The organism is Anaerorhabdus sp. (assembly GCF_036657415.1).
Taxonomy (GTDB): domain Bacteria; phylum Bacillota_I; class Bacilli_A; order Erysipelotrichales; family Erysipelotrichaceae; genus Anaerorhabdus.
The window spans coordinates 1-3,887 of the sequence record NZ_JAVXGL010000086.1 but is presented as its reverse complement, the minus strand read 5'-3'; the positions used below and the strand labels follow the sequence as shown (position 1 = coordinate 3,887).

At 33.3% G+C, this 3,887-nt stretch carries 4 protein-coding genes and 1 other annotated feature; all 4 genes read left to right on the top strand.

The window, feature by feature from the left end:
• Nucleotides 1-2,077 (top strand): endopeptidase La (lon, locus tag RSB60_RS09835; RefSeq protein ID WP_332616059.1); only part of this gene is annotated, 2,077 nt, incomplete at its 5' end.
• Nucleotide 2,078: 1 nt separating this feature from the next.
• On the top strand, nucleotides 2,079-2,663 hold the full coding sequence (gene yihA, locus RSB60_RS09830; protein WP_332616057.1) for a ribosome biogenesis GTP-binding protein YihA/YsxC: 585 nt from the start codon (nucleotides 2,079-2,081) through the stop codon (nucleotides 2,661-2,663).
• Between the two features lie 49 nt (nucleotides 2,664-2,712).
• Nucleotides 2,713-2,919 (top strand) — a binding site (T-box leader).
• 30 nt (nucleotides 2,920-2,949) lie between these two features.
• Nucleotides 2,950-3,504 (top strand): GNAT family N-acetyltransferase, encoded by a 555-nt coding sequence (locus tag RSB60_RS09825; RefSeq protein WP_323381488.1) that lies wholly within the window; start codon nucleotides 2,950-2,952, stop codon nucleotides 3,502-3,504.
• The coding region (locus tag RSB60_RS09820; RefSeq protein ID WP_332616055.1) for a class I tRNA ligase family protein at nucleotides 3,501-3,887 on the top strand (387 nt) is incomplete at its 3' end. The genes RSB60_RS09825 and RSB60_RS09820, both read left to right, overlap by 4 nt.

Below are 3,887 nucleotides of genomic sequence, written 5' to 3'. Positions count from 1 at the left end.
TCGCAAAAAAGAAGGATTTATGCGAGTAACATTTTCAGGTTTAGAACGAGCAGAATTAGTTGATTATATCGATAGTGATAAATTGACAATGGCTAAAATTCAACCTCTAAGTAATATAGCAGGTGATGAAATTGAAGAACTAGCTCTAGTTAAACGTGTTGCAACAGAATTTGAAAGTGTTGCAAGTACAACTGCCAGTTTTCCACCTGAAGTAATTTCACAATTGACTAAAGGAGTTTCAGCAGTTGTATTGGCAGATCAATTTGCACAATATTTTCCATTATCTTTAGATAAGAAACAACAATTGTTAGAAACATTGAATGTTAATGAAAGACTTATGTTAATCATAAGTGAACTTGAAAAAGAAAAAGAATTATCACGTGTTGAATCATCAATTAATGAAAAAGTAAAAGAAAGAATTGAAGAAGGGCAACGTGAATATTATCTACGTGAAAAAATGCGTGCCATTAAAGAAGAACTTGGCGATGTTGCAAATGTTGCGGATGATACTCAGGAATTGCGTGAGATGATTGAAAAAAATCCATATCCTGAGCATGTTAAACAAAAAGCCTTAGAAGAGTTAGCTCGTTATGAAATGCTACCATCTTCTTCAGGCGAAGCTTCAGTTGTTCGCACATATTTAGATTGGTTATTAAAAACACCTTGGTATGGAATGACGCAAGATAATGATGATTTAATCCTTGTACAAGATCGTTTAAATCAAGATCATTATGGACTTGAAAAAGTTAAAGATCGTATCATGGAATATCTAGCGGTGAAACAAATGACAAATAGCCTTCGCTCACCAATCCTATGTTTAGTTGGGCCTCCAGGTGTAGGTAAAACCTCACTTGGAAAGTCAATCGCACGATCTTTAGATAGAAAATTTGTAAAAGTATCTTTAGGTGGTGTAAAAGATGAATCAGAAATTCGTGGACACCGTCGTACATATTTAGGAAGTATGCCTGGTCGTATTATTCAAGGAATGAAAAAGTCAGGTGTAATTAACCCAGTATTCTTAATTGATGAAATTGATAAACTAGGGTCAGATTATAAAGGTGATCCAAGTAGTGCAATGTTGGAAGTTTTAGATCCAGAACAAAATTCATTATTTTCTGATCACTATCTAGAAGAGCCTTATGATCTTTCACATGTTATGTTTATTGCGACTGCAAACTATCTAGAAGATATTCCAGCAGCATTACGTGACCGTTTAGAAATTATTCAATTATCAAGTTATACTGAAGTTGAAAAAGTTAAGATTGCTGAAAATCATTTAATTGCGAAACAACGAGTAATGAATGGATTAAAAGAAAAACAATTTAAACTTGAAGAAAATGAATTGTATTATTTAATACGTCATTACACACGTGAGGCTGGTGTGCGTCAACTTGAACGTGTAATTGCATCATTATGCCGCAAAGCGGTATTAGCAATTCTTAAAGAAAATAAGAAAACAATCAAAGTTACGAAAAAATTAATTCTTGAATGGCTGGGTAAAGAAATGTTTGAATATGGTCAAAAAGAGAAGAAAAACCAAATTGGTGTAGTAACTGGTCTTGCATATACTTCATTTGGTGGTGATGTACTTCCAGTAGAGGTAACTTATTTTGAAGGTAATGGTAAATTTATCGTTACTGGTCAATTAGGTGATGTAATGAAGGAATCTACTTCTATCGCTTTAGACTATATTAAATCAAATGCCAAGAAATATAAGATTGATCCAAAATTCTTTGATAAGCATGATATTCATATTCATGTGCCAGAAGGAGCTGTTCCTAAAGATGGTCCAAGTGCAGGTGTTACTTTAACAACTGCTTTAGTTTCTGCCATTACTGGTACACCAGTTTATTCTGATTTAGCAATGACAGGTGAAGTAACATTACGTGGTCATGTATTAGCAATCGGTGGATTACGTGAAAAGAGCTTAGCTGCTCATCGCGTTGGAATTAAAAAAGTTATTATTCCTAAGAGCAATTTGAAAGACTTAGATGAAATACCAGAAACTGTAAAAAATGATATTACATTTATTCCTGTTGAATCAATGGAACAAGTTTTAAAGGAAGCTCTTGTTTAGTATGGATTATATAGATGTAGAATTTCTAACGAGTGCTTCATCCATTACTGAATGTCCACAATCAGATTTACCTGAATTTGTTCTTTCAGGAAGAAGTAATGTTGGGAAATCTTCACTTATTAATGCGATGGTAAATCGCAAACAACTTGCTTATGTTGGAAATACACCAGGTAAAACAAGACTGTTAAACTTTTTTGAAGTTGACCATCGTTGTATGTTTGTCGATGTGCCAGGTTATGGCTTTGCTCATCGTTCACAAACTGAATTGATACAATTTGGTAAAATGATGGATGATTATTTCGAACAACGAGAGAATCTAAAAGCATTGATTCTCATTGTAGATTATCGTCATAAACCAACAAAGGATGATGTAACAATGATTGAGTATGCACGAGGACAACAATTACCAATTCTTGTCTGTGCAACAAAAAAAGATAAATGTAAACGAAGTGAATTAAGCAAACTAAAGAAAGCAATTAGTGAAACTTTAAATGTTCCTTCAACTAGTATTATAGACTTTTCAAGCCAAACTAAAGAAGGTGTTGAAGAGTTATGGTCAAAGCTTAATGAAATGATAGGGATGTAGAAATACATCCTTATTTATTGACATTATTTGTGATATTGATAAAATATAACTATCGACATTGAATAGAAGGAAGTAAATTTGTGGTGACATCTAGAAAAACCTTGGCTGATGAAAAAGGTTCGTACATAAATTGAAAAGTAGTCTAGGAGTTAATTCTTTAAGTAAATAGAAGAATTCGTAAGCTTGCGTTAAAAGTTTGAGCGCTTTGTGAAAACAAAGAAGTAAGGTGGTACCGCGTTAATTATACGTCCTTTCATAAGGACGTTTTTTTATTGGAGGAATGAAAATGCAATATGGTGAAACAGAAAGATTGATATTACGAACAATAACTCGGGATGATGCAAGTGATGTGTATGAATATGCAAGTGATGATGAAACAATCGAACACTTAACTTTTCAAAAACATACTTCTATTGCGATGACGTATGATGCGCTTGATAATTTCTTTTTGAATCGAAAAGAAAAAGGATTATTAGAGGCAACGTGCATTGAACTAAAAGAAAATCATGAAGTTATAGGCATGTGTGAATTTGCAGGATATGATGCAAATAATCAAACTGCTGAAATTGGTTATGTTCTCAAAAAGAAATATTGGGGACAAGGGTATATGGTTGAAGCAGTACGTGAACTAATTCGTGTGGGATTTGAACAATTTGGATTACGTAGAATTGATATTGGACATTTTGTAGAAAATAAGAGAAGTCAACGTGTCATTGAAAAAATAGGATTTCATTACGATGGATGTTTGAGACAACAAGTCAAAGATGGTAAAGGAAACTATCATGATGAAAAGGTATACTCAATTTTAAAAAGTGAATATGAAAGTAGGGAAAACAAATGAAAGAATTAAATGCAAAGTACAATCACTTAGAAGTAGAAGCAAATAAATATGATAAATGGATTGAAAAGGGATACTTTACAGCTGGTGATAAGAGTAAAGAACCTTTTACAATTGTGATACCACCACCAAATGTAACAGGTAAGTTGCATTTAGGACATGCGTGGGATAATACTTTACAAGATATTATTTCACGTTATAAGCGACTACAAGGCTATGATATGTTATATCTTCCAGGAATGGATCACGCTGGTATTGCAACACAAGCAAAAGTAGATGCACGATTAAAAGACGAAGGAGTTAGTCGTTATGATTTGGGGCGCGAAAAGTTTTTAGAACGTGCTTGGCAATGGAAGGAAGAGTATGCTGGACATATTCGTGCTCAA